General features: G+C 71.1%; 21 protein-coding genes. 10 read left to right on the top strand and 11 right to left on the bottom strand.

Annotation, left to right across the window (positions count from 1 at the left end; genetic code table 11):
* Positions 1-13 precede the first annotated feature (13 nt).
* Together ACTMTF_RS09735 and ACTMTF_RS09730 are read left to right on the top strand one after the other, a co-directional pair.
* On the top strand, positions 14-742 hold the full coding sequence (locus ACTMTF_RS09735) for a TetR/AcrR family transcriptional regulator (RefSeq protein WP_441110298.1): 729 nt from the start codon (positions 14-16) through the stop codon (positions 740-742).
* Positions 739-3264, top strand: a complete 2526-nt coding sequence (locus ACTMTF_RS09730; RefSeq protein WP_441110297.1) for a PEP/pyruvate-binding domain-containing protein — start codon at positions 739-741, stop codon at positions 3262-3264. The genes ACTMTF_RS09735 and ACTMTF_RS09730 overlap by 4 nt, the downstream gene beginning before the upstream one ends.
* A 62-nt stretch (positions 3265-3326) precedes the next feature.
* Here ACTMTF_RS09730 and ACTMTF_RS09725 read toward each other — a convergent pair whose 3' ends face one another.
* The 9 genes from ACTMTF_RS09725 to ACTMTF_RS09685 all read right to left on the bottom strand — a co-directional run bounded on the left by ACTMTF_RS09725 (position 3327) and on the right by ACTMTF_RS09685 (position 15095).
* On the bottom strand, positions 3327-4745 hold the full coding sequence (locus ACTMTF_RS09725; protein ID WP_441110296.1) for a GH1 family beta-glucosidase: 1419 nt from the start codon (positions 4743-4745) through the stop codon (positions 3327-3329).
* Between the two features lie 12 nt (positions 4746-4757).
* Positions 4758-7106, bottom strand: a complete 2349-nt coding sequence (gene yicI, locus ACTMTF_RS09720; protein WP_441110295.1) for an alpha-xylosidase — start codon at positions 7104-7106, stop codon at positions 4758-4760.
* A 27-nt stretch (positions 7107-7133) separates the two neighbouring features.
* Positions 7134-7991 carry a carbohydrate ABC transporter permease gene (locus ACTMTF_RS09715; protein WP_441110294.1) on the bottom strand — a complete coding sequence of 286 codons (858 nt, stop codon included), beginning with the start codon at positions 7989-7991 and terminating at the stop codon, positions 7134-7136.
* Positions 7988-8908 (bottom strand): carbohydrate ABC transporter permease, encoded by a 921-nt coding sequence (locus tag ACTMTF_RS09710; protein ID WP_441110293.1) that lies wholly within the window; start codon positions 8906-8908, stop codon positions 7988-7990. Before ACTMTF_RS09710 ends, ACTMTF_RS09715 begins: the two co-directional genes overlap by 4 nt.
* 42 nt (positions 8909-8950) lie before the next feature.
* On the bottom strand, positions 8951-10273 hold the full coding sequence (locus ACTMTF_RS09705) for an ABC transporter substrate-binding protein (RefSeq protein ID WP_441110292.1): 1323 nt from the start codon (positions 10271-10273) through the stop codon (positions 8951-8953).
* A gap of 13 nt (positions 10274-10286) precedes the next feature.
* Positions 10287-12299: a beta-galactosidase gene (locus tag ACTMTF_RS09700; protein WP_441110291.1), complete on the bottom strand. Its 2013-nt coding sequence runs from the start codon at positions 12297-12299 to the stop codon at positions 10287-10289.
* Complete coding sequence (locus ACTMTF_RS09695; RefSeq protein WP_441110290.1) at positions 12296-13348, bottom strand: LacI family DNA-binding transcriptional regulator; 1053 nt, start codon at positions 13346-13348, stop codon at positions 12296-12298. Before ACTMTF_RS09695 ends, ACTMTF_RS09700 begins: the two co-directional genes overlap by 4 nt.
* A gap of 113 nt (positions 13349-13461) precedes the next feature.
* Positions 13462-14118, bottom strand: a complete 657-nt coding sequence (locus ACTMTF_RS09690; RefSeq protein ID WP_441110289.1) for a response regulator — start codon at positions 14116-14118, stop codon at positions 13462-13464.
* The gene (locus ACTMTF_RS09685) at positions 14115-15095 is read right to left on the bottom strand and encodes a HAMP domain-containing sensor histidine kinase (protein WP_397009686.1); all 981 of its coding nucleotides are present in this window, start codon (positions 15093-15095) and stop codon (positions 14115-14117) included. Before ACTMTF_RS09685 ends, ACTMTF_RS09690 begins: the two co-directional genes overlap by 4 nt.
* Before the next feature lie 276 nt (positions 15096-15371).
* Between ACTMTF_RS09685 and ACTMTF_RS09680 the strand changes: the two genes are divergently transcribed.
* Positions 15372-16658 (top strand): ArsB/NhaD family transporter, encoded by a 1287-nt coding sequence (locus ACTMTF_RS09680; RefSeq protein WP_397009688.1) that lies wholly within the window; start codon positions 15372-15374, stop codon positions 16656-16658.
* A gap of 73 nt (positions 16659-16731) precedes the next feature.
* Positions 16732-18429 carry a potassium/proton antiporter gene (locus tag ACTMTF_RS09675; RefSeq protein WP_441110288.1) on the top strand — a complete coding sequence of 566 codons (1698 nt, stop codon included), beginning with the start codon at positions 16732-16734 and terminating at the stop codon, positions 18427-18429.
* A gap of 519 nt (positions 18430-18948) precedes the next feature.
* Here ACTMTF_RS09675 and ACTMTF_RS09670 read toward each other — a convergent pair.
* The gene (locus tag ACTMTF_RS09670; RefSeq protein ID WP_441110287.1) at positions 18949-19746 is read right to left on the bottom strand and encodes an IclR family transcriptional regulator; all 798 of its coding nucleotides are present in this window, start codon (positions 19744-19746) and stop codon (positions 18949-18951) included.
* A 111-nt stretch (positions 19747-19857) separates the two neighbouring features.
* On the opposite strand from ACTMTF_RS09670, the gene ACTMTF_RS09665 reads away from it, so the two are divergent.
* Genes ACTMTF_RS09665 through ACTMTF_RS09650 form a run of 4 tightly spaced genes read left to right on the top strand, consistent with a single transcriptional unit; the run spans position 19858 to position 23303 of the window.
* Positions 19858-20511 carry an ABC transporter permease gene (locus ACTMTF_RS09665; RefSeq protein WP_441110286.1) on the top strand — a complete coding sequence of 218 codons (654 nt, stop codon included), beginning with the start codon at positions 19858-19860 and terminating at the stop codon, positions 20509-20511.
* The gene (locus ACTMTF_RS09660; protein WP_441110285.1) at positions 20498-21544 is read left to right on the top strand and encodes an ABC transporter ATP-binding protein; all 1047 of its coding nucleotides are present in this window, start codon (positions 20498-20500) and stop codon (positions 21542-21544) included. The genes ACTMTF_RS09665 and ACTMTF_RS09660 overlap by 14 nt, the downstream gene beginning before the upstream one ends.
* Positions 21534-22301 carry an ABC transporter permease gene (locus ACTMTF_RS09655; RefSeq protein ID WP_441110284.1) on the top strand — a complete coding sequence of 256 codons (768 nt, stop codon included), beginning with the start codon at positions 21534-21536 and terminating at the stop codon, positions 22299-22301. Before ACTMTF_RS09660 ends, ACTMTF_RS09655 begins: the two co-directional genes overlap by 11 nt.
* Positions 22302-22340: 39 nt before the next feature.
* Positions 22341-23303, top strand: a complete 963-nt coding sequence (locus tag ACTMTF_RS09650; RefSeq protein WP_441110283.1) for a glycine betaine ABC transporter substrate-binding protein — start codon at positions 22341-22343, stop codon at positions 23301-23303.
* 164 nt (positions 23304-23467) lie between these two features.
* Here ACTMTF_RS09650 and ACTMTF_RS09645 read toward each other — a convergent pair whose 3' ends face one another.
* A complete protein-coding gene (locus ACTMTF_RS09645; RefSeq protein WP_441110282.1) occupies positions 23468-23788 on the bottom strand; it encodes a transposase in 321 nt (106 codons plus the stop codon).
* A 47-nt stretch (positions 23789-23835) separates the two neighbouring features.
* On the opposite strand from ACTMTF_RS09645, the gene ACTMTF_RS09640 reads away from it, so the two are divergent.
* Entirely contained in the window at positions 23836-25068 is a 1233-nt protein-coding gene (locus ACTMTF_RS09640; protein WP_441110281.1) for an RNA-guided endonuclease InsQ/TnpB family protein, read from the top strand.
* A 107-nt stretch (positions 25069-25175) separates the two neighbouring features.
* Complete coding sequence (locus ACTMTF_RS09635) at positions 25176-26231, top strand: LacI family DNA-binding transcriptional regulator (RefSeq protein ID WP_441110280.1); 1056 nt, start codon at positions 25176-25178, stop codon at positions 26229-26231.
* Positions 26232-26279 lie beyond the last annotated feature (48 nt).

Here is a 26279-nt window from a genome sequence, read left to right as displayed (position 1 = left end):
TTGGGGGCGAGCTATGGTCAAGGCTGGACGACCGCCGCAGGATCCGGTCCGGCAGGTGGAGCGGGCGCACCGGATCCTGGACGCCGCCGCGGAGCTGATCCTCCGCTGGGGCTACGACAAGACCACCATCGACGACGTGGCCAAGCAGGCGGGCGTCGCGAAGGGCACGATCTATCTGCACTGGAAGACCCGCGACGCGCTCTTCGCCGCGCTGCTCCGCCGGGAGCGGGTGCTCCTGCTGGAGGAGGTCCGCGCCACGGCTCCCGGGACGCTGCGCGAGGTGGTGGGTGGGCTGGCCGAGGCGCTGCTGCGGCGGCCCCTGATGCGGGCGCTGCTGCTCGGCGACGCCGAGGTGCTCGGCAGGCTCGGCAAGCAGAAGCAGGAGAGCGTGACCACACCCGTGCTGACCAGTGCGTTCGAGACCTACCTCGGCGCGCTGACCGGGCTGGGCGTGGCCCGCGCGGACCGGACGCCCGCCGAGCAGCTCGCCGTCGTCTCCTCGGTGCTGTACGGATTCCTGTTCACCCAGGGCCTGCTGGCCGAGCCGGTGCGGGTGCCGGACGACCGGCTGCCGGAGTTGATCGCGGACACCGCCGACCGGGCGCTCAGCGCGGGTGCTCCGGCGGACCGAGCCGCCGCCGACGGGGTGGCGGCCGCCACGAAGGTCTATCTGGACACGGTCGAGGACGTCGCCCGGCGCAAGCTGGCGCTCAGCCTCGGCATCGCGGAGCGTGAGACGTGAAGACCGTGCTGCCTCTCGGCGACGCCGCCGCCGACCTCGCCACGGCGGGCGGCAAGGGCGCGTCCCTGGCCAGGTTGAGCAGGGCGGGACTGCCCGTTCCCGGCGGTTTCGTCATCACCACCGACGCCTACCGGACCTTCGTCGCCGACTTCCGCGACGAGCTGCTCCAGGCCGACGCCGCCGGCATCGCGGCCCTGTTCGCCGCGCGGGACCTCCCGGCCGACCTCGCCGCCGAGATCCTCGCGGCCTACGAGGCGATGGGCGACCAGGCGGCAGGGGCCGAGGCGGTGGGCGGCGAGGTCGCGGGTGGCGGCGTGGCCGTGGCTGTCCGCTCCTCCGCGACGGCCGAGGACCTGCCGGACATGTCGTTCGCCGGCCAGCAGGACACCTACCTCAACATCCGGGGCGAGGCGCTGCTCGACGCGGTCCGGCGCTGCTGGGCCTCACTGTGGAACCCGCGCGCCATCGCCTACCGCGACCACAACGGCGTGCCGCACGACGACGTCGCGCTGGCCGTGGTGGTCCAGGCGCTGGTCGACGCCGACGCGGCGGGCGTCATGTTCACCGCGAACCCCGTCACCGGCGACCGCGCCGAGACCGTGATCAACGCCTCCTGGGGGCTCGGCGAGGCCGTCGTCGGCGGTCAGGTCACCCCCGACACGATCGTGGTGTCCGCAGGAAAGATCACGCAGACGCGTACCGGGGACAAGGCCGTGATGACCGTACGGACCCCCGACGGCACGCACGAGCGGCCGACGCCGGAGGAATTGCGCCACGCGCCCGTGCTCACCGAGCCGCAGGCCCTGGAGCTCGCCGCGCTGGGCGCGCGGGTCCAGGAGTTGTACGGCGCGCCCATGGACGTCGAGTGGGCCAGGAGCGGCGGCGCGTTCGCCATCGTGCAGGCCCGCCCGATCACCGCCATCGGGCAGCGGGTCGAGGAGTGGAACGACAGCCTCAAGGGCGACCATCTGTGGACCGCGGGCAACCTCGGCGAGGCCATCCCCGACGTGATGACGCCCGCCACCTGGTCGTTCGTCCAGCTGTTCATCAGCGAGGCCATGTCCGCCTCGGTCCTGCCCGGCTTCGACCTGATCGGCAACATCGGCGGCCGCTTCTACATGAACCTGAGCGTCGCCTTCTCCGCCGCCAGGGCGCTGGGCATGCAGAGCCGGCTGAGCGCCATCGAGGACGTGTTCGGCAAGCTGCCGCCCGGCCTGGACGTGCCCCTGCTGACGGCCTCCCGCTGGGAGATCGTCAAGGGCGTCCTCCCGGCGGCCGTACGCGTGCGCAGGCGGGTGCGCGCCAACATCAGGGGGCTGCGCCCGTTCCTGGCCACCGCCGCGCAGCGGTGCGAGGAGCTCCGCGCCGCCGTCGCGGGCGCCCGGACCGGCCCGGAGCTGGCCGGGCTGTGGACCCGCGAGGGGGAGCCGCACCTGGTCACGGCCTGTCGGATGCTGGAGGCGGCGGGCAGGCAGGGCGGCGCCACGCTGGTCTTCACCCGCGACAGGCTGCGCCGGCTGGTGGGCGACCTCGACGCCGAGGCCATGCTCACCGGCGTCAACGTGGACGGCGAGCTGGCCAGCCTCGGCCTGCTGACCGGGCTCGGCGAACTGGCCAGGGGCGAGATCACCTGTGCGGAGTTCGCCCGCGCGTACGGGCATCGCGGCCCGCACGAGTTCGAGATCTCCATGCCGCGCCCCGGCGAGGACCCGGCCTGGATCGACGCGCAGCTCGCCGGGCTGCGCGACTCCAGCGTGGACACCGAGGCGCTGCTGGCCCGCCAGGAACGGGCCCGTGAGGAGGCGTGGGCCCGTTTCGCCCGGCGCTACCCGCGCAGGCTCGCCGGGACGCGGGCCAAGGTGCGGCGCTGGAACGCCGTCGTGCGTGACCGTGAGTCCGCCCGGTCGGAGGTCGTGCGCGCCTTCTGGGTCGTGCGCGCGTTCGCCGTCCGCGCCGGCGAGCTCACCGGACATGGCGATGCGATGTTCTTCCTGTCCCGGGAGGAGATCCTCGCCGTGCTCCACGGCGACGAGACCCCGCTGGAGCAGGTGCCGGTGCGGCGGGCGACCTATGAGCGCTACGCCGCGCTGCCGCCGTACCCCGCCCTGATCGTCGGCCGCTTCGACCCGATCCGCTGGGCCGCCGACCCGGACCGGCGCGGCGACCTCTACGACGCGCGCGGCGGCGGCGCCCCTATCAGTGACATCGTGACGGGCTTTCCCGGCGCGCCCGGCGTGGTCGAGGGCGTCGCCCGGGTGATCATCGGGCCGGAGGACGGCGACCGGCTCGGACCGGGCGAGATCCTGGTGACGACGCTCACGAACGTCGGCTGGACGCCGATGTTCCCGAGGGCGGCGGCCGTGGTGACGGACATGGGCGCACCCCTCTCCCACGCCTCCATCGTCGCCCGCGAACTCGGCATCCCCGCCGTCGTCGGCACCGGCAACGCCACCATGAGGCTGCGCGACGGCGACCGCGTCAGGGTGGACGGCGAACGCGGCACGGTCGAACTGCTCACCTGAGGCAAAGGCGGGGGCGGATCGGGTGAGGGCCCGATCCGCCCGATCCGCCGCTTTCGCCGTGGTCAGGAGGCGGTGGTGGTGACCTGGTCGGTGGCGGGCAGCGCGTTGGCCGCCACCACCTCGCGGTACCAGTGGGCGCTGTCCTTCCAGGTGCGGACCTGGGTGTCGTGGTCGACGCGGATGATGCCGAAGCGCTTGGCGTAGCCGTGCGCCCACTCGAAGTTGTCCATCAGGGACCACAGGAAGTAGCCCTGGACGTCCGCGCCGCCCTCGATGGCCTCGGTGACGGCCGTCAGGTGCCGGCGCAGGTAGTCCACGCGCTGCTCGTCGTGGATGTGGCCGTCGTCGGACACGACGTCGGGGAAGGCCGCGCCGTTCTCGGTGATCATCAGCGGCAGCTCGGGGTAGTCGCGGTGCAGGCGCAGCAGCAGCTCCGTCAGGCCGGTCTCGTCGATGTTCCAGCCCATCTCGGTGTACGGGCCGGGCTGGCGGACGAAGTCGACGTCGTCGCAGGCGATCCACGGTGAGGCGGCGCCGTTGGCGTGGCCGTCGGCCTGGTCGCGCTCGCTCGTGCCGTCCCACTGGCGGACCAGGACGGGGTTGTAGTAGTTGACGCCGAGCAGGTCCAGCGGCGCGGCGGCGGTCGCCTCGTCGCCGTCCTGGACGAAGGACCAGTCGGTGACGGAGGCGGTGTCCTCGATGAGGTCACGCGGGTAGGCGCCATCCAGCATCGGGCCGAGGAAGGCCCGGTTGGCCAGCGCGTCGGTGCGGCGCACGGCCTCGGCGTCCCGCTCGGACTCGCCCCGGATGTGGTGCAGGTTGAGGGTGACGGAGATCTTCGCGGCCGGGTCGATCACCTCGCGCAGCGCCCTGGCGGCCAGGCCGTGACCCAGGTTGAGGTGGTGCACCGCGGCCAGCGAGGCGGCGGCGTCGGTGCGGGCCGGGGCGTGCACGCCGGAGGCGTAGCCCAGGTAGGCCGAGCACCACGGCTCGTTGAGGGTGATCCAGGTGTGCACCCGGTCGCCGAGCGCCTCGCCCATGCGCCGGGCGTACTCGCCGAAACGCAGCGCGGTGTCACGGTTGGGCCAGCCGCCGGCGTCCTCCAGCTCCTGGGGCAGGTCCCAGTGGTAGAGGGTCGCCACCGGGGCGATGTCGCGGGCGCGCAGCCCGTCGACGAGCCGGTGGTAGAAGTCCAGGCCGGGCTGGTTGATCCGGTCACCGGCGCCCGGCAGCACCCGGGGCCAGGAGATGGAGAAGCGGTAGGCGCCGACGCCCAGGTCGGCGAGGATGTTCAGGTCCTCCTCAAGCCGGTGGTAGTGGTCGCAGGCCACGTCACCGGTGTCACCGTTGGCCACCAGGCCGGGGGTGTGGGAGAAGGTGTCCCAGATCGACGGTCCGCGACCGTCCTCGAAGGCGGCGCCTTCGACCTGGTAGGCGGCCGTGGCGGTGCCCCACAGGAAGTTCTCGGGGAAAGCGGGCATGGGGAGTCACTCCTATGATTTCAGGACGATCTCGATGTGATCAGTGTCGCCGTTCGCGGCGACTCGTACGCCGCCGGGGGTGGTCTCAAGGGTGCCGCCGGTGGCGCCGGCGGCTTCGGCGACGCCCGCCAGCAACAGGTTCCAGCGGGCGGGGACACCGTCGGCGCGGCGGGCGTGGACGCGGTCACCCACGCGGGAGACCTCGAACACCGCCGCCGCGTCACCGCTGGTGTCCGGTACGGTCACCGTCCGTCGATCGCCGTCGGCCAGGCGGTACGCCGTCAGGGTGACGTCGTCGGCGTAATCGTAGTCGGGCCGGTCGGAGCGGGCTCCGGTAGGCAGCACCGCGCCCGGCCGCACCAGCAGCGGCAGGCTGTCGAAGCCGTGCCGCTCGGTGTGCCAGCCGGGTCCGCTCACGGTGCTGCCAACGGTGCCGCCGTCCAGCAGCCGGGTCCAGACGCCGGCCGGGACGTAGTACGACACCTCGCCCTCGGCCGAGAGCACCGGCGCCACCAGCAGGTCGGACCCGAGCATGTACTGGGCGTCGAGGTACTCGCAGCCCCGGTCGCCGGGGAACTCGAGCTGCATGGCCCGCATCACCGGCAGGCCCTCCTGGCTCGCCCGCACCGCCGCGCCGTACAGGTAGGGCATCAGCCGGGCCTTGAGCCGGGTGAAGGAGCGCAGCACGTCGACCGACTCCTCGTCGAACAGCCACGGCACCCGGTAGGACTGGCTGCCGTGCAGCCGGCTGTGCGACGACAGCAGGCCGAAGGCGACCCAGCGCTTGAAGACCGCGGGATCCGGCCGTCCCTCGAAGCCGCCGATGTCGTGGCTCCAGAACCCGAAGCCGGCCATGCCGAGGGACAGCCCGCCGCGCAGGCTCTCCGCCATCGCCTCGAAGGTCGACTCGCAGTCGCCGCCCCAGTGCACCGGCAGCCGCTGCCCGCCGACGGTGGCGGAGCGGGCGAACAGCACGGCCTCGCCGGGCCCGCGGCGCTCGGTCAGCACCTCGTGCACGGTCTCGTTGTAGAGCAGGCTGTAGTAGTTGTGCATCCGCTCGGGGTCGGCGCCGTCGGCGTAGACCACGTCGGTCGGCACCCGCTCGCCGAAGTCGGTCTTGAACGAGTCCACGCCCATGTCCAGCAGCCCGCGCAGCTTGCCCGCGTACCACTCACGGGCGGCCGGCGAGGTGAAGTCCACCAGCGCCCGGCCCGCCTGCCAGTGGTCGTCCTGCCAGACGGTCCCGTCCGGGCGGCGCAGCAGGTGACCGGCCGCCATGCCCTCCTCGAACAGCGCGGACGCCTGCCCGATGTACGGGTTGATCCAGAGGCAGATCTTCAGCCCGCGATCCTTCAGCCGCTTGAGCATCCCCTCGGGGTCGGGGAACACCTCGGGGTCCCATTCGAAGTCACACCAGCGGAACTGGCGCATCCAGAAGCAGTCGAAGTGGAACACGCTCAGCGGCAGATCCCGCTCGGCCATGCCGTCGACGAACGAGGTCACGGTCGCCTCGTCGTAGTCGGTGGTGAAGGACGTGGACAGCCACAGCCCGAACGACCAGGCCGGAGGCAGGGCCGGGCGGCCGGTCAGCGCGGTGTAGCGGCGCAGGATGTCGGCCGGCGTCGGACCATGGATGATCAGGTACTCCAGGTCGTGCCCCTCGGCGCTGAACTGCACCCGCGACACCGTCTCCGAGCCCACCTCGAACGACACCCGGCCCGGATGGTTGACGAACACTCCGTAGCCCCGGTTGGTCAGGTAGAACGGGACGTTCTTGTACGCCATCTCGCTGCTGGTGCCGCCGTCGTCGTTCCAGATGTCGACCGCCTGGCCGTTGCGCACCAGCGCGCCGAACCGCTCGCCGAGGCCGTACACCAGCTCGCCCGCGCTGAGGTGGAGCTGTTCCATCATGAAGTGCCGGTCGTCGGGGTCCGTCATGACGCCCAGGCACTTCTCGCCGCTGCGCGTCAGCTCCCGCCCGCCGGCGCTGAAGGTCATGTCCCAGGGCGCGTCCCTGCGCACGCTGACCCGCAGGGAGCCGCTGGTCAGCGTGGCCGCCTCGGCGTCCAGGCCGACCTGGACCGCCGGGTGCTCGTCCCGCACCTCGAACGCGGGCGCGGCGGGCACCGACCCGGCGAGGTGCACCGCGCGGACCCGGATCACCTCGGGCATCGGCGAGGACAGGTCCACCCGCAGCACGGGCCCGTCGATGGTGTTGCCGCGACGGGTGATGGGCCTGGTCGGCGCCAGGATGCGCAGGGTGCCGGCGGTCGGCGGTCCGGCGGTCACGTCGAAGGCCGCGTTGGCGTACGCGCCCCGCGTGCCGGGACGCATCCGCCAGTAGCCGTCTTTGAACTTCATGGTGTCCGTTCTCTTGAGGAGTGCGGGTCAGCCCTTGACGCTGCCCGCGACCAGGTCGAGCCGCCAGAAGCGCTGTAGGAAGAGGAACAGCGCGATGATCGGGATGATCGACAGCAGCGAGCCGGTGATCACCAGGGTGTAGAGGGCGGGCTGCGAGGCGCCCCGGTTGAGCAGTGAGTACAGTCCCACGGTGAGCGGGAACAGGCTGTCGTCGGCGAGCATGATGTACGGCAGCAGGAAGTTGTTCCAGATGGCGATGAACTGCAGCAGGAACACGGTGACCAGGCCCGGCAGCATGACCGGCGCGGCCACCGACCACAACAGCCTGAACTCGCTCGCCCCGTCGATCCGCCCGGCCTCCAGGATGTCGTCCGGCACGGCCGCGTCGGCGTAGATCCGGCACAGGTAGATGCTGTACGGGCTGATGATGCTGGGCAGGATGACCGACCAGTAGGTGCCCACCAGACCCATCTCCGACAGCATCAGATACTGCGGGATGGCCAGCGTGATCTGCGGCACCAGCACGCCGGCCAGCAGCGCCCCGAAGATCAGCCGCTGCCCGGTGAAGCGGTACTTCGCCAGCGCGTACCCGGCCGCCGTGGAGACCACGACGGTCAGGAACGCGCCGCCGCCCGCGTAGATGAGGCTGTTGAGCATCCACAGCCAGAACCGGCCGTCGCCGTAGGCGTTGAGCGCGCTGAGGTTGCCGGTGAAGCCGCCGTTGAAGCTCGGCCACCCGGAGAAGGTGGTGAACAGCTCCTCGGAGCTCTTCGTGGCCGCGAACACCACCCACAGCAGCGGCAGGATGGCGTAGAGCCCGCCCAGCGCCAGCACGATCGTGGGCACGATCTTCGTGCGCGTGCCGCGGTCTCGCAGGACGCTCATCGCTCGCTCCTGTTGGTACGGATCCGGAAGACGCCGATCGCGCCGAGCGACAGCAGCACGGTGGCGACCGCCAGCAGGACCGAGGTGGCGGCGCCGAGATAGATGTCGTTCTCCACGAACGCCTGCTGGTAGACCCGCATCAGGGGCACCCAGTCCTGCGTGATGGTGTTGGTCATCGGCCGCAGCGTGGCCGGCTCGCTGAACACCTGCAGCATGCCGATCAGCGTGAAGACCGAGGTCATGATGAGGGCCGGGCGCAGCAGCGGGATCTTGATCTTGAGTGCGATCTGCCACTCGGCGGACCCGTCCAGCCGCGCCGCCTCGTACAACTCCTTGGGGATGGCCCGCAGGGTGGTGTAGAGCACCACCATGTTGAAGCCGACCGAGCCCCAGACCGCGATGTTGGCGATCGAGAAGAAGATCGACGCGTCACCGAAGAAGTCGGCGGCGGGCAGCCCGACCGCCTCCAGGGCGGCGCTGATCGGGCTGACCGCGGGCAGGTAGATGAACCCCCACAGCAGGCTCGCGATGACTCCCGGCACCGCGTACGGCAGGAAGATGGTGATCCGCGAGTAGCGCTTGCCGCCGACTCGCGGAGCGTCCAGCAGCAGGGCGAACAGCAGGGCCAGGCCCATGGTGGCGGGCACCATGATCAGGCCGTAGAAGAGCATGTTCCCCAGCGACTCCAGCAGCGCCGAGTCGCGGAACGCGTCGAGGTAGTTCTCCAGGCCGATGAACACCTCGGTACGGATGCCGAACCCGGCGCCGCGCACCCGCATGGCGTGCAGGCTGAGCCAGATCGCGTACCCGATCGGCACCAGGATGAAGACGACGAACAACGCCACGGCGGGCGCCGTCATCAGGTAGGGCGCCGACGCCGTCCCGCGCCGCCGGGGGGCGAGCTTGTTGACAGTCATGGTCATATCCGTTCTGCGAGCTGGAACGCTCCAAGGGGCGTCTCAGCCGCCGGAGACCTCGTAGCCCTGCTTCTTGAGGTCGGCCAGGCTCAGCTCCTGGACCTTGGTGGCGACGGCCGCGAAGTCGGACTTGTCCTTCACCGCGGTCGGCATCAGGTCCTCCAGGGCGCCGTAGGTGACGTTGGTGTTCGGGCCCCAGCTGCTGAAGCCGCGGGCGGTCTGCGCGATCGCGGCGGCGGACGCGTAGTAGTCGGTCTGGCTCGCCATGTAGTCGGGCGCGGCGCCCAGCCCGCCGGAGGTCTGGCCGGCCGTGGCCGAGGGGTAGAGGCCGATCTCGACGAGCACCTTCAGCGCCTCGGGGTCGGTGTTCATCCACTTGGCGAACTTGGCGGCCTGCGCCTGCTGCTTGGAGGAGGCGGCGACGGCGGTGGAGGAGCCGCCCCAGAAGCCGGTGAACCGCTCGTCCGCGCTCCACTGCGGCAGCGGGGCCATCTTCCACTTGCCCTTGCTGGACGGGGCGACGCCCGCCAGCACACCGGCTCCCCAGACCGCGCTCGGCCAGGCGATGATGGTGCCGTCGTTCATCTGGCTGTTCCACTGCGGCGTGTACATCGGGTCGCCGAGCAGCGTGCCGGAGTTGACCAGCTCGCCCCAGAAACTGAGCATCTTCTTGGTCGCCGGGTCGTCGACGGAGACCTTCCAGGCGCCGCCCTCGTTCGTCCACCAGTTGGCGCCGGCCTGCTGGGCGAAGCCGGACAGCCAGCCCGCGTCACCGGGGGAGAACGTGGTCAGGTAGCGCTTGTCGTCCTTCTTTCGCACGGTCTCGGCCAGCGCGCCGAACTCCTCCCAGGTGGCGGGCACCTTCAGGCCCATGTCCTCGAAGATGTCGGCGCGGTAGAAGAGCATCATCGGGCCGACGTCCTGCGGCACGCCGTAGGTGGCGCCGCCGAAGGAGGTCAGGTTCCAGGTGCCGGCCGGGAAGGCGGACTTCACGTCGCCGATCACGGGGGTGAGGTCCTGCAGGGCGTTGTTGGTGATGAGGGTCGGCAGCGACTGATACTCCACCTGGAGGATGTCGGGCGCGTTGCCCGCCTTGACCGCGGTGAGGAACTTGGCGATCAGCTCGTCGCTGGCGGCCTGGCCGCTGAGGGTGACCTTCTGCGTGGGGTTCTTGGAGTTCCACAGGTCGACGACCCGCTGGATGTTCTCCGCCCAGGCCCAGAAGGTGAGCGTCGCGGCGGCGTTCTCGTCGCCCCCGATGGGGGAGGCGGCGGGAGCGGCGGCGTCGTCCGAGCCGCCCGAGCCGCAGGCCGACAGGAACAGCATCGCCGCGGACGAGGCCAGGAAGGTTCTTCTGCTGTGCATGGGGGTCTTTCTCCTAGAGGGTGTCGAGCGGGCGCAGGACGGCGACCGCCCTGGGGGCCAGGGTGATCCGGCCCTCCGCCGTGGATCCGGTGAGCAGGTCTTCGGCGCGGTGCGGGATCGGCATCTCGGCGGCGTGGTCGCCGTGGTTGAGCAGGAACAGCGCGGGGCCGCGGCGGACCGCCTCGACGCCGGGCGGCACCTCGGGCAGGACTCCGGTGACGCCGGCGTCGGCCAGCGCCCGAGTGGTCAGCTCGGCCAGCGCGTCCTGCTCCGGCATCGTCGCGACGTACCACGCGACGCCCTGGCCGCTGCGGTGCCGCAGCACCGCCGGGTGCCCGGCCAGGTCGCCCTCGGTGAAGGCGGCCACCGGCTCGGCGCCGTCGGAGCGCACCAGCTCGGTCCAGGCGTGCGCGGCGAACCCGGTGCCGTCCGCCCAGCGGCAGGGCACCGGCCGGTCCTCCGGCGCGGGCCGCCACTCCTCGCCCGAGGCGCCCAGCACCTCGCGCAGCGGGGCGGGGAACCGGCCCGTGCGGACGTGCGCGCGGGGGTCCACGACCCCGGAGTAGGGGCCGACCACGAGCACGCCGCCGGCGCGCACGTACGCGGTCAGCGCCGCGGCGTCGGCGTCGCCGATCAGGTAGAGGTTCGCCACCACGACCAGCGCGTACGCGGACAGGTCGGCCGAGGGCGGCACCACGTCCACGGCCACCCCGCGCTCCCACAGCGGCCGGTAGTAGCTGAGCAGCTGGTCGGTGGCGGAGAGCCGGTCGCTCGGCTGGCCGCGCTCCTCCAGCGCCCACCAGCTCGCCCAGTCGTGCACCAGCGCCACCCGGGCGGCGACCCGCGTGCCCGCGACCGGGGCCAGCCGGCGCAGCTCGGCCCCGTGCGCGCGCACGTCGGCGTGCAGCCGGGTGTCGGGACCGGCGTGCGGCAGCATCGCGGCGTGGAACCGCTCCGAGCCGAACCGGGAGGCCCGCCACTGGAAGTAACAGAGCCCGTCCGCGCCACGGGCCACCGCCTGCAGCGACTCCAGGCGCATCTGCCCGGACGGCTTGGGCAGGTTGTGCGGGCGCCAGTTGACCCCCGTGGTCGCCTGCTCCATCAGCATCCACGGCCGTCCGCCGCCGAGGCCGCGCATCAGGTCGTGGACCAGCGCCGTGCGGACCGGGGCCAGCGGGTCGGCCGGATCGGGGTAGTGGTCGTTGGAGACCAGGTCCTCCTCCGGCGCCCACGACCAGTAGTCGACCGGCTTGAACAGGCCCATGAAGTTCGTCGTGACGGGCGTGTCCGGGGTGCGGGCGCGCAGCAGGTCGCGCTCGGCGCGGTAGTGCGCGAGCAGCGCGTCGGAGCTGAACCGCCGGAAGTCCAGCAGCTGCGTGGGATTGATCAGGTACGGCGCGCGGCGCGGCGTGATGACCTCGGCCCAGTCGCTGTAGCGCTGACTCCAGAAGGTCGTGCCCCAGGCCTCGTTGAGCCCGTCCAGATCGCCGTAGCGCTCCTGGAGCCAGGCCCGGAACGCCGCCGCCGAGTCGTCGCAGTGGCAGATCTGGCCGTACTCGTTGCCGACGTGCCACAGCGCCAGCGCCGGATGGCCGGCGTAGCGGTCGGCCAGGTCGGCCACCAGGGCCAGGGCCCGCTCCCGGTAGACCGGCGAGCTCGGGCAGAACTGGTTGCGGGCGCCGTACCAGAGCCGGTGTCCCGACTCGTCGACCGGCAGCGTCTCGGGCCAGCGGTGGCCCAGCCACGGCGGCGGTGAGGCGGTCGGGGTGGCCAGGTCGACCGCGATCCCGGCGTCGCCGAGCAGGTCGAGCACCCGGTCCAGCCAGCCGAAGTCCCGGGCGCCCGGCTCCGGCTCCAGCCGTGCCCAGCTGAACACGCCGACGGTGACCAGGTTGACCCCGGCCGCCCGCATCAGCTCGACGTCCTCGGTCCAGACGCTCTCCGGCCACTGCTCGGGGTTGTAGTCACCGCCGAAGAGCAGGCCGCGGCCGGCCGTGAGGGTGTGCATGCCCAGGCGTGGCGTCATCGTCGTCCCGCTGTTCTGTCGGCTGTCCGGTCGGCCGGCGGTGGGCCCGAACTGTCGCCGGGCACCAGCCGGCAGGCCACCAGGTGCCGCCGGGGCGGCCCGTCGCCGTCGCCGGTCAGCCGGTCGATGAGCATGCCGGCGCCGAGCCGGCCCAGCTCGGCGCTGGGCGGCTCCAGCGTGGTCAGCCTCGGGTGGAACATCTCGGCGACCCGGGCCGAGGAGAGCACCAGCATCAGGGTCAGGTCACGGGGGATCTGCCAGCCGTGCTCGGCCACCGCGGCGAGCACCCCGACGGCCGCGTGGTCGTTCATCACGGCCAGCGCGGTCACCTCGGGGTGCTCGGCGACCAGCCGTTCGAACGCCTGCCGCCCCTGCTCGGCCGAGTCGGCGCGGAAGTCGCCGACGTAGCCCAGGCCGGCCTCGCGGGCGGCCGCCTCGAACTCCTCGCCGGCGCGGATGGCCGGGCCGTACTGCGCGGAGTAGCCGTCGGTGGAGTGGTTGAAGAAGGCCATCGCGCGATGGCCGAGCCCGGTCAGGTGCGCGACCGCGTCGCCGGCCATCCGGGCGAAGTCGATGTCGGCGTGGTCGATCGGGCCCGGCTCGCGGGTCCGGCCTATCATGCTGAACGGGAAACCGGCCTCCGCCAGCCACCGCGTCCGCTCGTCGTCGAGCCGTACCTCCATCAGCAGCACGCCGTCGACCAGGCCCAGCCCGGTCAGGTGGCGCAGCTCCTCGATCGGGTCGGCGTTCTCCGGCGACAGCAGCAGGTGATAGCCCCGCTCGCTGGCGGCCTCGGCCGCGCCGGTGGCGAACTGCATCTCGGTCAGGCCGAATCCGCTGCGCGGCGCGGGGAACAGCAGCGCCAGGATCCGGGTCCGCTTGCTCACCAGGCCGCGCGCCAGCACGTTGGGGCGGTAGCCGAGCTCGGCGGCGGCCTGCTCGATGCGCTCCTTGGTCGCCGCCGCCACCGGGCGGGTGCCGTTCAGCGCCGCGGAGACCGTGCTGACCGCGACCTGTGCGCGTTCGGCCACGTCGCGTAATGAGGACATCCGGTTTCGGCCCCCTTCGGCCCATGAGAAGCTTGTCGAAACGTTTCGCAAAGCTAAGGGCCGATTTATACAGATGTCAATGGGGGGTTATGGGATGTCCCGAATGACGGGGGCTATGGCTCGACCAGGCCCGCCCGGATGGCGTAGCGGGTCAGCTCCAGGCGGTCCCGCATGCCGAGCTTGCTCAGCACGTTGGCGCGGTGCCGCTCGACGGTCTTGACGCTGATCACCAGCAGGTCGGCGATCTCTTTGGAGGAGTGTCCCTCGGCGATGAGCTTGACGATCTCCTCCTCACGCGGCGTCAGGATGCTGGCCGGCAGCCCTTCGCCCTGGTCGTCGCGCTGCAGGTGGTCGCGGATCAGCGCGGTGATCGCTCCCGGGTAGAGGAACGGCTCGCCGCGCATCGCCGCCCGGCACGCCTCCAGCAGGTCCCGGTCGGCCACCGATTTGAGCACGTAGCCGCTGGCCCCCGCCTTGAGCGACTCGAACAGGTACTGCTCGTTGTCGTACATCGACAGCATGAGCAGGCGGATCTCCGGCCGCCGCCGGGAGATCTCGCGCGCCGCCTGGATCCCCGTCATGCGCGGCATCGCGATGTCGAGGATGGCCAGGTCCACGCCTTCGTCGGCCAGCTCGACGGCTTCGGCGCCGTTGCCGGCCTCGGCCACCACCGTCAGGTCCGGCTCGGCGTCCAGGATCAGCCGTAGCCCGCGTCGTACCAGGGCGTGGTCGTCGGCGAGCAGGATGCGGGTCGGTTCCAAGCTGATCATTTCCCTTCGGCCCGGACCGGAACGGCCAGGCGCACCGCGGTCCCGCCGTCCGGCGGGTGTTCGATGGACAGGCGGGCGCCGATGAGCAGGGCGCGCTCGCGCATGCCCCGGATGCCGGCGCCTTCGTGGATCGGCCCGCCGCGCCCGTCGTCGACGATGGACAGCAGCACGCCGCCCGGCTGCCCGCACAGGGTCAGCTCCGCGCGGGAGGCGTGGGCGTGGCGGCCGATGTTGGTCAGCCCTTCCTGCGCGATGCGATAGAGCACCAGCTCGGCCTCGCCGCCCAGCGGAGGCAGCCCGGTGTCCAGGCGGCGGACCACCTGCACGCCGCTCATCGAGGAGACCTCGGCCGCCAGCGCGTTCAGCGCGCTGATCAGGCCCAGATCCTCCAGCACGCCGGGCCGCAGCCGCCGGGCGACCTGCCGGACCTCGTCCAGGCTGGAGCGAACCGTCTCCTGGATGGCGTGCAGCTCCTCGCGCAGCTCCTCCGGCGCCCGGTCGGCGGCCCGCTTCAGCCCGAGCAGCACCACGGTGAGGCTCTGGCCGATCTCGTCGTGCAGCTCGCGGGCGATGCGCTGCCGCTCGCCCTCCTGGGCGGCCAGGGCGTGCGCGCTGGCCGTCGTCCGCTCGGCCTCCAGCCGGTCGAGCATCGCGTTGAACGCGCCGATCACGTCCGTCAGGTCACCGTTGCCCTTGTCGGTGAGCCGGTCGCTGGGCCGCAGCACGTCCACCCGCCGCATGAGCGCGGTGAGCGCCTCCAGCGGGGCCAGGCTCCTGCGCAGCAGCAGCGTGTTGGCGGCCAGCATCAGCGCCAGCCCGATCGTCAGCACCGGGATCTCGGTGAGGAGCACCGGCGAGGACACCGTCGCGGGCGAGAGCGCCAGGACGAGCGTCCCGATGGTGAACACCAGGCCGTTGATCACGATGACCCGCCTGAACAGGGCCTGCACCGGTGTTCGCTGCCGCTGGTCCGTCATGCCTCCACCCTGCCCCCGCGCGAGGACCGGAGTCCATCCGGTGTGGCCACCATCCGCGCCGTACGCCTGCGGGCTCACCCGTGCGGACCTACATGGTGCGCGAGGGGAGAGATGGGTGTCAGACCCGATGGTGCCATGTGTCCCAATTGTCAAGAATTGAGGGACCTGACGCTTTTCAAGTGAAGGACTTGCCATGACAGCACTTTTGATATCGACGCGGCATGTCACATGCGCCCCTCGTGCCCGGGTCCGGACGGGACCGCCAGGGCGCGACCGATGACCGGTGTCCTCGCCCTGACCGTCTTCGTGGTGGCGTTCTTCTTCATCGCCACCGAGAAGGTGAACAAGGTCAAGGTGGTGCTCGTCGCCGCCGGCGTGATGGCGGTGTTCGGGCTGATCCCCGGCGCGGAGGTGTTCTTCTCCGAGCACGAGGGGATCGACTGGAACGTCATCTTCCTGCTGTTCGGCATGATGATCATCGTCGGGATCATCAAACAGACGGGGGTCTTCGACTATCTGGCCATCTGGGCCGCCAAGAAATCGCAGGGCCGGCCGTACCGGCTGATGGTGATGCTGATGGCCATCACCGCCATCGCCTCGCCCTTCCTGGACAACGTCACCACGATCATGCTGGTCGCGCCCGTCACCATCATGGTCTGCGCCCGGCTCGCGATCCCCGCCGCGCCGTACCTCATCGCCGAGGTCCTCGCCTCCAACATCGGCGGCGCGGCCACCCTCATCGGGGACCCGCCCAACATCATCATCGGCAGCCGCGCGGGGCTGACGTTCAATGACTTCCTGGTCCACATGGCGCCGATCGTCGTGGTGGTGTTCGCGGTCTTCGTGCTGATGACACGGGTGATGTTCCGCCGCTCGTTCCATTACAACCCGGACCGGGTCGCCGAGGTGATGGCGCTGCAGGAGCGGCGTGCCATCACCGACCCCAAGCTGCTGCTCCGCTGCATGATCGTGCTCGCCCTGGTCGTCGCCGGGTTCGGCCTGCACGCCGTCGTGCACGTGGAGCCGTCGATGGTGGCCCTGCTAGGCGCGGGCCTGATGATGCTGGTGGCCCGCCCGGACGTCAACGAGACGCTGCGTGAGGTCGAGTGGCCGACGCTGGTGTTCTTCATGGGCCTGTTCGTGATGGTGGCGGGGCTGGTGCACACCGGCGTCATCGCCACCGTCGGGACCTGGGCGGTCGGCGCGGTGGGCGACAACTTCTTCGGCGCGGCGACCGCGCTGCTGTTCGGCTCCGCCGTGCTCGGCGCGTTCTTCGACAACATCCCCTATGTCGCCACCATGACCCCCATCGTCGAAGGACTGGTCGCGCAGGCCCCGGACGCCGGCACCGGGCAGGCGCTGTGGTGGGCCTTCGCCCTGGGAGCCGACTTCGGCGGCAACGGCACCGCCGTCGCGGCCAGCGCCAACGTGGTGGCCATCGGCATCGCCGCCCGCTCTGGGCAGCCCATCTCGTTCTGGCAGTTCACCAAGTACGGGCTGCTGGTCACGGCCGTCAGCTCGGTCATGGCCTGGGGCTATGTGTGGCTGCGGTACTTCGCGTGAGCTTCCCGGGAGCTTCCGGGAGCTTCCTGGAGCTTCCCGGGGCTTCGCGTGAGCAAGGGGAGGGGTGGTGACGATGACGTTGCCGCAGCTGTACGTGGTCCTGCTCGCGGGAGGGCTGGTGCTGCTGGCGAGCATCGCCGCCGCCCGCACCGCGAGCAGGCTGGGCCTGCCCAGCCTGCTGCTGTTCCTCGCCGTCGGCGTGCTGATCGGCGAGGACGTGCTGGGCCTGGACTTCGACGACGCCCAGCTCGCCCAGACCCTCGGCACCTGCGCGCTGGCCCTCATCCTGATCGAGGGCGGGCTCAGCACCCGCTGGACCGACCTGCGGAAACTGCTGGCCCCCTCGGCGCTGCTGGCCACCGCCGGGGTCGCGGTCAGCGTCCTGGTCACCGCCGCCGGCGCGCACCTGCTGCTCGGCATGGACTGGCAGCTCGCCCTGCTCCTGGGGGCGATCGTGTCCTCCACCGACGCGGCCGCGGTCTTCGCCGTCCTGCGAGCGTTGCCGCTGCCCCGGAAGCTGGCCGGGATGGTGGAGGCCGAGTCCGGGTTCAACGACGCGCCCACCGTCATCCTGGTGCTGGTCTTCAGCAGCGTCGGCGGCGTGCCCGACCTCGCCACGATCGGCGGGCAGGTGCTCTACCAGATCGTCGTCGGCGCGGCCGTCGGCCTGCTGGTGGGCTGGGCGGGGGTGGCCGCGCTGCGCTATGTTGCGCTGCCCGCCAGCGGTCTGTATCCGCTGGCCACGCTCGGCCTGGGCGTCATCGCGTTCGCCGCGGCCGGGGCCGCGAACGCCTCCGGATTCATGGCCGCCTACCTGTCCGCGATCGTCCTCGGCAACGCGGTGCTGCCGCACCGCGCGGCCACCAGGTCCTTCGCCGAGGGCGCCGGCTGGCTCGCGCAGATCGGCCTGTTCGTCATGCTGGGGCTGCTCGTCGACCCCAGCGAGCTGCCCGGCGCGCTGCTGCCCGCCCTCCTCGTCGGCGCGGTCCTGCTGCTCCTGGCCCGCCCCGCCTCGGTGCTCGCCTGCCTGATCCCGTTCCGCGTCCCCTGGCGGCACCAGGCGTTCATCTCCTGGGCGGGGCTGCGCGGCGCGGTGCCGATCGTGCTGGCGACCTTCCCGATCGTGGCGGGCGTGCCCGGCAGCGGCCACCTGCTGAACATCGTGTTCGTGCTGGTCGTCGTCTTCACCCTGATCCAGGGACCGGCCCTGCCGCCGCTCGCCCGCGCGCTCGGCGTGATCCAGCCCGACCAGGCCCGGGAGGTGGACATCGAGTCCGCGCCGCTGGACGTGCTGGACGCCGAGCTGCTCACCCTGACCGTCCCGGCCGGCTCACGCCTGCACGGGGTGGAGGTGGCCGAGCTGCGGCTGCCCGCGCCCGCCGTGATCAGCCTGGTCATCCGGGACCGGGCCACGTTCGTGCCCGCGCCGGAGACCGGGCTGCGGGAGGGGGACACGCTGCTGATCGTGGCCACCGGCGCCACCCGCGAGGCGGCCGAGCGCCGCCTGCGGGCCGTGGGGCGGCAGGGCCGCCTGGCACGCTGGTACGGCGAGCAGGGCGGTCCCGACCCCGCCCGCCTATCCGGTCGCGCCGAGCCCGTCGGCGGCCTGCGGACCCCGGCCCAGCAGCAGCGCGCCCAGCCACAGCAGCGCCATCCCGACCGCCACCAGGATCGAGCCCCGGCCGTCGGTGAGCGTCGCCCCCGCCAGGAGAACTACGCCGGACACCGCCACGGCGGCGCTCACCGGGGTGACCCGGCGCAGCACGGCTAGGGTGACGGCCAGCACCGGCAGCGCGGCGAAGAACAACTGCGCGCCCGCCCCGTAGACCACCGGCGCCACCCCGGGATAGGCCTGCACCTGGTCGAACAGCGCCCGCATGGCCGCGCCGTCGGCCGCGGTGAACCCGGCGACCAGGTCGATGACCAGCTGGGCGACGTTGGCCGCCACGCTGACCAGCGCCACCCCGGACGCGATCTCCACCAGCGCCCGCCGCCCGCCGGTCACCGGGGCGGCCATCCGCCGCAGCGCCAGCGTCATCACGCCGAAGAACAGGAAGCCGGTCAGCCAGACCGCGTGCGCGGCCGTCCACCACGGGCCGGGCACCAGGTCACCGTCGATGGGCAGCATGAGGATCCACCCGCCCAGGAACGCGGCTGGCCCGGCGGTGAAGGAGAGGCGCGCCAGGCGGCTTTCGTAGTTCATACGGCCACCCTGCCCGTTCCCCCGGCCGGGCCGTATCAGTGATCGCCCCTGAGCTTTCCCCGATCCTCGCTCAGGGGTATGGACGCGTCAGAGCTCGGCGCCGGCGGCCCTGGGCAGCAGGCCCAGACTGGTGGAGAGCTCGCGCGCCGTCCCGGCGATCACCCGGCCCATCTCGTGCGCGTGGGTCAGGTCCGCCAGGCGGGTGACCGACACACTGATCGCGCCCGCGATCAGCCCCCGGTGATCCCAGACGGGCGCCGACACCGCCGCCGGGCTGTCGTCCAGCTCGACGTCGCTGACCACGTACCCGAAGGAGCGCGCATGGCCGAGATCGGCCATCCACTGCTCCTCGTCGCTGACGGCGGAGTCCAGCCCGGCGGGCAGCGGCGCCCGCAGCAGCCGGCGCACCTGCTCCGGCTCCCAGTCCGCGAGCAGCGACCGGCCCGCCGCCGCCATGATCACCGGCACCGAGACGCCCTCCCAGATGCGGTGGTACGCGCGCGAGGAAGGGATCGACACCAGCGTCAGCACCTGGTCGCCGCGGAGCACGCACAGGTGGGCGTCCTCGTTGAAGGTGGTGGCCAGCCGCCGCAGGATCGGCGCGGACACCTGGACGAGCCTGGCCTGCTGCGTCCGTGCCGCCAGTGCGAACAGCCGCCAGCCCAGGCGGTAGCGCCGGGTCAGCGGATCGCGCTCCACCATGCCCTCGGTCTCCAGTGCGCGCAGGGCCCTGGACACCTGGCTCTTCTCCCGGCCCAGCCGCTGCGCGATCCAGCTCACGCCGAACCCGTCGGTATCCAGATCATCGCCGTGACCTGCGAGTACGTCGAGGATCTCCAGGTCCCGGCGGAGCCCGGCGGAGGACACCGCAAGCTTCTCGTCCATCCACATCCGTTCATAACAAGTGCGTTGCGCTAAGTGCAACAAATTTTGCAATGACCGCAACAAGTCATACGTTTACAAGCCCATGCAAGCGTAAGCGAAGGCGGTAACTCTATGACTTTCAGCGAGTACGTGGTCTCCCGCTGGGACACCCTCTCGCTGGCCGCCGTCGAACATGCCCTCGTGGTCGCGATCGCGATCGCCATCGCCACGGCCGTCGGCGTGGGGGTGGGACTCCTCACCTACGAGAGGCCGAAGGCGCGGGGCGCCTCCCTGACAGTGTCCGCCGGAATCCTCACGATCCCCTCCCTGGCCCTGCTCACCCTGCTCATCCCGATCACCGGGCTCGGCTGGGGCTCCACGCTGATAGCGCTCACCGTGTACGCGTTCCTGCCGATCATCAGGAACACCGTCACCGGCCTGAGCGGCGTGGACGTCGCCACCGTGGAGGCCGGACGCGGGATGGGCATGGGCACCGTCCGCCTGCTGCTGCGGCTGAGGTTGCCGCTGGCCTGGCCGCTGATCCTGGCGGGTGTGCGCATCTCCGCGCAGATGCTGATCGGCATCGCGGCGATCGCCGCCTACGTCGACGGGCCCGGCCTCGGCAGCCAGATCTTCGAGGGGCTCTCCCGGCTCGGCTCCGTCAACTCTCTCAACGCCACGCTCGCGGGCACGCTCGGCATCGTGATCATCGCGGTGCTGTTCGACGCGTTCTTCTCAGCCGTCCGCCATCTGACCACGCCCAGGGGGCTTCGTGTTCGACCGTGATCCCGAAGGCGTCCGCATCGAGTTGCGGGCGCTGACCAAGCACTACCCGGGGCAGGCCGCTCCAGCGGTCGACAACGTCAACCTCGTCATCCCCGCCGGTGAGCTCGTCGTCTTCGTCGGCCCGTCGGGCTGCGGCAAGACCACCACGATGAAGATGATCAACCGCCTGGTGGAGCCCACGTCGGGCGAGATCCGCATCGGCGGCGAGGACATCCTCAGCCTGCACCCCGACGAGCTGCGCAGGCACATCGGCTACGCCATCCAGCAGGTCGGCCTGTTCCCGCACCAGACCGTGGGACAGAACATCGCCCTGGTCCCCAAGCTGCTCGGCTGGCCGGCCCCCCGGATCGCCGAGCGGGTGGAAGAGCTGCTCGCGCTGGTGCACCTGGACCCGGCGACGTTCCGGGACCGCTACCCGCGCCAGCTCTCCGGCGGTCAGCAGCAGCGGGTGGGCGTCGCCAGAGCTCTCGCCGCCGACCCGCCGGTGATGCTGATGGACGAGCCGTTCGGCGCCACCGACCCCATCACCCGCGAGCACCTGCAGAACGAGTTCGTCAAGCTGCAGAAGCAGCTGCGCAAGACCATCATCTTCGTCACGCACGACTTCGAGGAGGCCATCAAGCTCGGCGACCGCATCGCCGTGCTGAAGGACCGCTCGCATATCGCGCAGTACGACACGCCCGCCAACATCCTGGCCGACCCGGCCGACGACTACGTGGCCGGCTTCATCGGCCAGGACGCCACGCTCAAGCGGCTCGCGCTGCTCCGGGTGGAGGACGTACCCCAGGAAACGGCGCAGGAGACGGCGCAGGAGACGGCCCAGGAGACGGCCCAGGAGACGGCGCGGTCAGGTGGCGCGCTGCCGCGGATCGCGGCGGACGCCAGCCTGCGCGAGGCGCTGGACCTGATGGTCGCGCACGGCACCGACCGGTGCCGCACGCCGTCCGGCGTGCTCACCTACGCCACGCTCTGCGCGGCAGTGGGATCTCATACGTCCGCCGTCCGGGAGGAAGTGGTCGCCGGTGACCGCTGAAACCCTCACTGTCGGCAAGGCCCGAAACCCCGTCCGCGCCTCGGGCCTGCGCCACCTGCTCACCCCCGCCGCCATCCTCATCGCGCTGGCCGCCCTGTACACCTGGGTCGGCACCCTGGAGCTCGACTCCATCGAACAGCGCAGCCTCAACCGGTCGGTGATCATCGCCAAGACCGTCGAGCACCTCCAGATGACGGTCGTGGCGACCACCCTCGTCGTGATCATCGCGATCCCGCTCGGCATCGTCGCCTCGCGCTCCAAGAACCGGCTCGTCACCCCGCTCATCCTCACCGCGGGCAACCTGGGCCAGGCCGTGCCCTGCATCGGGCTGCTCGTGCTGGCCACGTTCGTGCTGGGTGTGGGATTCCAGACCGCCCTGGTGGGCCTGGTCGCCTACGCGGTGCTGCCGGTGCTGCGCAACACCATGGTCGGGCTGCAGCAGATCGACCCCGCGCTCATCGAGGCCGCCCGCGGCATGGGCATGACCAAGGGGCAGATCCTGCGCCGGGTCGAGCTCAAGCTCGCCGTGCCCGCCATCCTCGCCGGCCTGCGCACCGCCCTGGTGCTGACCGTCGGCGTCGCCACCCTCGGCGCCTTCGTGGCCGCCGGCGGGCTGGGCGAGCTGATCATCAACGGGCTCAAACTCAACCGCCTGCCCGTGACCATCGTCGGCGGCGTGCTGACCGCGTGCATCGCCTTCTTCATCGACTGGCTGGGCGGGCTCGCCGAGAGCTTGCTCAAGCCCCGCGGCATGTGACCGTTTTTCCGGCAATCCCCCAGCAAGAGGTGTTTTCGCATGCAAGGCCGTCCCCTCCACCGTACGCTCGCGCTGCTCGCCGCGGCCGCGTTGACCATGACCGTGAGCGCCTGCGGTGGGTCTGACACCGTCGCCACCGCCAGCGCGGGCGGCGAGCTCGACGGCGCGTCGTTCGTCGTCGGCTCCAAGGACTTCACCGAGAACATCATGCTCGGCCAGATCGCGGTCCACCTGCTGAAGGCGCACGGCGCCGAGGTGGAGGACAAGACCAACCTGGGCGGCACGGTGACCAACCGCAAGGCCCTGCTCGGCGGCGAGATCGACCTCTACTGGGAGTACTCCGGCACCGGGTGGATCGAGCACCTGAAGAACACCGAGCCGATCGCCGACCCGGCCGAGCAGTTCAAGGCCACCTCGGAGGCCGACACGAAGCAGAACAAGATCCACTGGATCGGCCCGACCCCGCTGAACAACACCTACGCCCTGGCGATCCGCTCGGAGAAGGCCACGGAGCTCGGCGTCAAGACCGTCTCGGACGTGGCGAAGCTCGCCGAGACCAAGCCGGAGGAGGTCTCGATCTGCATCGAGACCGAGTTCTCCACCCGTGACGACGGGCTGCCCGGCCTCACCAAGGCCTACGACTTCAAAATCCCCAAGGACCGGATCGCGCTGCTGGACACCGGCGTCGTCTACACCGAGACGGACAAGGGCCAGACCTGCAACTTCGGCGAGGTGTTCACCACCGACGGGCGCATCGCCGCGCTCGGGCTGACGGTGCTGGAGGACGACAAGAAGTTCTTCCCCGTCTACAACGCCGCCGTGACCGTGCGGGACGAGATCTTCCAGAAGCACCCCGAGCTGGCGGAGGTCTTCAACCCGGTGATCGCCAAGCTGGACGACGCCACCATGCAGAAGCTCAACGCCAAGGTCGACGTCGAGGGCATGGAGCCGGCCAAGGTCTCGGCCGACTGGCTCAAGGAGGCCGGCTTCCTGGGCGCCTGACCCAGGCACCGGCCCCCGCCTGACCGCAGGCGGGGGCCTTTCTGGGCGCTGACCTAGGCGGGCGCGGGCCGCCGCGACGTCTCGCCGGACGCGTACGGGACCGTGGGCCGAAACTTTCGGCACCCGCGACCGGGCTACCGGAATTGTCCGTAGTGCTCCGGCCTTCACTTCAAGTCGGGGGTGAAGCGGACCGTCCCGCGTAGCGGGGCAGAAGCAGTCGATTCGCCGTCAGGCGAATCGTTGACGAGTGTGGACAGGGCAACCTTGGGCGGGAAGTTCACCAGGAGGTGGACGTGGGTTGTCCTCGCCGTTGAACTCGTGTAGCTCGACCTCGAAGTCCGTGCACACGTCTCGCGTGATTTCTTCCATGCGTCGTAGATGCGTCGTAGGTGGGTGCCGGTGAATACCTTGTGCCGGAATTTGTCACGAAAACCAAATGGGTGTGCAGGACGAAAGCACAGTGCCTTCCGCGGTCCGGATGTCATCAGTATTCGGCCATAAACCAAATGTAGCCGAGGTAAGATTTCGCCTCATGCGGCTTCGTTACAACTACCGGGTGTATCCGGACGCTGGGCAGCGCAATGCGCTGGCTCGGGCGTTCGGGTGCGCTCGTGTGGTGTTCAACGATGCTTTGCGCGCCCGGCAAGACGCCTATCGAGCCGGGCAGCCGTTCCTCCCCGACGCGGTGCTGTCCGCGAGGGTCACTGAGGCGAAGAAGACCCCCGAGCGGGCGTGGCTGGGCGAGGTATCGGCGGTGGTGCTCCAGCAGTCCCTCGCGGACCTTTCGACCGCGTACCGCAACTTCTTCACCTCCGTGTCCGGCAAACGGCCCGGCCCGAAGCTGGGGCCGCCCCGGTTCAAGTCCCGCAAAGACCACCGCCAAACGATCCGGTTCACCAAGAACGCCCGGTTCAAGGTCACCGACCGGGGTCTGGTCCTGCCGAAAATCGGAGAGGTCGAAGTCCGCTGGTCGCGCGCCATGCCGTCCGATCCAGGCTCGGTCACGATCATCAAGGATGCGGCCGGGCGTTATTTCGCGTCGTTCGTCGTGGGGAGCATCGACATCCCGCTTCCACAGACCGAGGACGAGAGCAGCATCGATGTGGGGTTGACCGCGTATGCGGTCCTGCCCGACGGCACGAAAATCGACAATCCGCGCTGGTTGCGCCGTCGGGAGCGCAAACTGGGGAAACTCCAGCGCGAGCACGCGAAGAAGGAGAAGGGGTCCGCGAACCGGGCCAAGGCCCGACTCAAGGTCGCCCGCCAGCACGCCAAGGTCGCTGACGCCCGCCGAGACTTCCACCATCAGCTGTCCACCGCGTTGATCCGCGACAACCAAGCGATCTACGTGGAGGACCTGTCGGTGGGAGCCCTCGCCAAGGGCATGCTGGCCAAGAGCGTCAACGACGCCGGATGGGGTGCTTTCCTCGCGATGCTGGAATACAAGGCCCAGCGGTCCGGGCGGACGGTCATGAAGATCGACCGCTGGTTTCCGTCCTCCCAGCTGTGCCCGTGCTGCGGCTGGAAGGTCGGGAAGCTCCCCCTGGGCGTCCGCGAATGGGACTGCCGGTCCTGCGGTGAGCACCACGACCGCGACGTCGCGGCAGCGCTCAACATCCTCGCCGAGGGCATCCGCCTGCGGCAGACGCACCAGGTGGCCGCCGGGCTGGCGGACACCCCAAACGACTGCGGAGAGAGCACAAGACCAGCACGGGCACCGTCTCGTGGGGCAGCCCTCGAAACCCTCACCGCGCAAGCGGCATAGGACAGAACCAGTAACCTCCCGCAGCGATGCGGGAGAATCCCCGTCATTCATGGCGGGGAGAAGGTCAACATGCAGTACGCGCCCGCGCGACGTGGAGAGGACCCAGGATGCCCCGTGCGGCGAGACGGACGGTCACGCTGCACGACGTGGCCGCGGCGGCCGGGGTCTCGGTGGCGACCGCCTCCCGCGTCCTGGGCGGCAGCTCACGGACGGTGGCGCCGGAGTACGAGCAGCGCGTCCTCGCCGCGGCGGCCGCCCTGCGCTACACCGCGGACGCCTCGGCCAGGGCGATGCGGCGCGCCGGCGACGCCATCACCCTCGTCGCCGACGACCTGACCACTCCCGCCATGGGGATCGTGGTGGCGGAGATGGAGCGGCGGGCGCGGATGTCCGGCGTCTTCGTCACCGTCTGCTCGACGCAGGCCGCCCCCGACCGGCAGCTCGACGCCGTCCGCCTGCTGCGCTCGCTGCGCCCGCGCGCGCTCGTGCTCGCCTCCAGCAGGTTCGGGGCCGGCGAGCTCGACGCCCGCCTGCTCGGCGAGCTGCACGCCTACGAGCGCGACGGCGGGCGGGTGGTGATCGTGGGCGTGACCCACGGCTCGTTCGACTCGATCGCCTTCGACAACCACGGCGCGGGCCGTGTGGCGGGGGAGCACCTCGCCCGGACCGGGCACCGGCGGGTGACGATCCTGGCCGGGCCGGCCGAGCGGGTCAACTTCTCCGGCCGGGTCGCCGGCATGGTCGAGGGGCTGCGCGCCGGTGGCGTCCAGCCCCGGCACATCAAGGTCGCGCACGGCGAGGCGAGCCGCCAGGGCGGCTTCGACGCCGTGCGCGAGCTGCCCGCCGGACGCTGCGACGCGGTGCTCGCGGTCAGTGACGTCATCGCGATCGGCGCCCTGTCGGGCCTGCGCGCGGCCGGGGTCGCCGTCCCCGGCGACGTGTCCGTGACCGGCATCGACGACATCCAGCTCGCCGCCGACGTGACGCCCCGGCTGACCACCGTGGGCCTTCCCCTGGCCCACGTGGGCGCCGAGTCCATCCGCCTGGCGCTGCGCGAGAAGTCCGCTCCCGAGCACCTCACCGTACGGGGCCTCCTGGTCGTCAGGGAGAGCACCAGAGCTGCGGGATCGGCGGGATCGGCGGGTGGCGCCGAGGCCGTCTGAGCGCCTTGACGGTGGCGTGACGCGGCGGGCACACTGCGGAATACGTTT

This window comes from Nonomuraea sp. ZG12, from assembly GCF_052068115.1.
GTDB lineage: Bacteria > Actinomycetota > Actinomycetes > Streptosporangiales > Streptosporangiaceae > Nonomuraea.
Note: the sequence above shows the minus strand (reverse complement) of the source record. Positions and strands in the feature narration are given on the sequence as shown.